Origin of the sequence: Paraburkholderia tropica, assembly GCF_914484835.1 — a bacterium.
Lineage (GTDB): Bacteria > Pseudomonadota > Gammaproteobacteria > Burkholderiales > Burkholderiaceae > Paraburkholderia > Paraburkholderia tropica_A.
Genome location: NZ_CAJZAR010000015.1, coordinates 1 through 1,597, shown reverse-complemented (window position 1 = coordinate 1,597; position 1,597 = coordinate 1). Strand labels below are relative to the sequence as shown.

The 1,597-nt window shown below is 62.1% G+C and carries 2 protein-coding genes; both read left to right on the top strand.

All coding sequences use genetic code 11. The features are described 5' to 3' along the window. Positions 1-952: translation initiation factor IF-2 (gene infB / locus LDO54_RS01840; RefSeq protein ID WP_224005332.1), on the top strand; the 952-nt coding region annotated here is incomplete at its 5' end. 129 nt (positions 953-1,081) lie between these two features. After that, positions 1,082-1,447 (top strand): 30S ribosome-binding factor RbfA, encoded by a 366-nt coding sequence (gene rbfA, locus LDO54_RS01835; RefSeq protein WP_065061229.1) that lies wholly within the window; start codon positions 1,082-1,084, stop codon positions 1,445-1,447. Positions 1,448-1,597: the final 150 nt, after the last annotated feature.

Here is a 1,597-nt window from a genome sequence, read left to right as displayed (position 1 = left end):
GCTCGACAAGGGCAAGGGCCCGGTCGCCACCATCCTGGTGCAGTCGGGTACGCTCAATCGCGGCGACGTCGTGCTCGCAGGCAGCGCCTACGGCCGCGTGCGTGCGATGCTCGACGAAACCGGCAAGCCGACCAAGGAAGCCGGCCCGTCGATCCCGGTCGAAATCCAGGGTCTGTCGGAAGTGCCGGGCGCGGGCGAAGAAGTCATCGTGCTGCCGGACGAGCGCAAGGCGCGTGAAATCGCCATGTTCCGTCAAGGCAAGTTCCGCGACGTCAAGCTCGCGAAGCAGCAGGCCGCGAAGCTCGAAAACATGCTCGAGCAGATGGCGGAAGGCGAAGTGCAGAACCTGCCGCTTATCGTCAAGGCCGACGTGCAGGGCTCGCAGGAAGCGCTCGTGCAATCGCTGCTCAAGCTGTCGACCAGCGAAGTGCGCGTGCAGATCGTGCACAGCGCGGTCGGCGCGATCAGCGAGTCGGACGTCAACCTGGCAACGGCTTCGAAGGCTGTCATCATCGGCTTCAACACGCGTGCGGATGCGCAGGCGCGTAAGGTTGCCGAGTCGAACGGCATCGATATCCGCTACTACAACATCATCTATGACGCAGTGGATGAGGTGAAGGCGGCCATGTCGGGCATGCTCGCGCCGGAGAAGCGCGAGACCGTGACGGGTATGGCGGAAGTGCGCCAGGTGATCCGCGTGCCGAAGGTCGGCCTGATCGCGGGTTGTATGGTCACGGACGGTTTCGTCAAGCGTTCGTCGTCGGTGCGTGTGATCCGCAACAATGTGGTCATCCATACCGGCGAACTCGACTCGCTCAAGCGCTTCAAGGACGACGTCAAGGAAGTCAAGCAAGGCTTCGAGTGCGGTATGTCGATCAAGAACTTCAGCGACATCGTCGAAGGCGACCAGTTCGAAGTGTTCGAAATTACCGAAGTCGCGCGTACGCTGTAATTCTCCAGCGCATACGCAAGACGGGCGGGGCGGGCGCTGGCCAGCCCCGCCCGTTTTTATTTGTGCGGCCGCATGCCTCGATGAGCGGCGCGCCGCCTGAATGCCTCGCAATAATGAGGTGGAACCATCATGCCGAAAAAACGTTCTTCTCCGAATCGCAACGTGCAGATCGCCGATCAGATCCAGCGCGATCTCTCCGAGCTGATGCGCGAGGTGAAGGATCCGCGCGTGGGTCTCGTGACGATCCAGAGCGTGGAACTCACGCCCGATTACGCGCACGCCAAGGTCTATTTCACGACGCTCACGGGCGATCCCAAGACCACCCAGGAAGCGCTCAATCACGCCGCGGGCCATCTGCACAATCAACTCTTCAAGCGCCTGCACATCCACACGGTGCCGACGCTGCATTTCCACTACGACCAGTCGGTCGAAAAGGGCGTGGAGATGTCGCGCCTGATCGACGAGGCGAACGCCACGCGCGCCAAGGACGACTGACGTCTCCAGCATGACTGCATCATCGAAGAAAACTCCGGGCGAGGTTCGGCCCAAGGTGCCGCGCCGTCTGCTCGACGGCGTGCTGCTGCTCGACAAGCCGCTCGGTCTGTCGAGCAACGATGCGCTGATTCGCGCGAAGCGGCTGTATCG

Excerpts from the sequence above, each read along its gene's own strand:
- rbfA (WP_065061229.1), top strand. The coding sequence starts at position 1,082 with ATGCCGAAAAAACGTTCTTCTCCGAATCGCAACGTGCAGATCGCCGAT.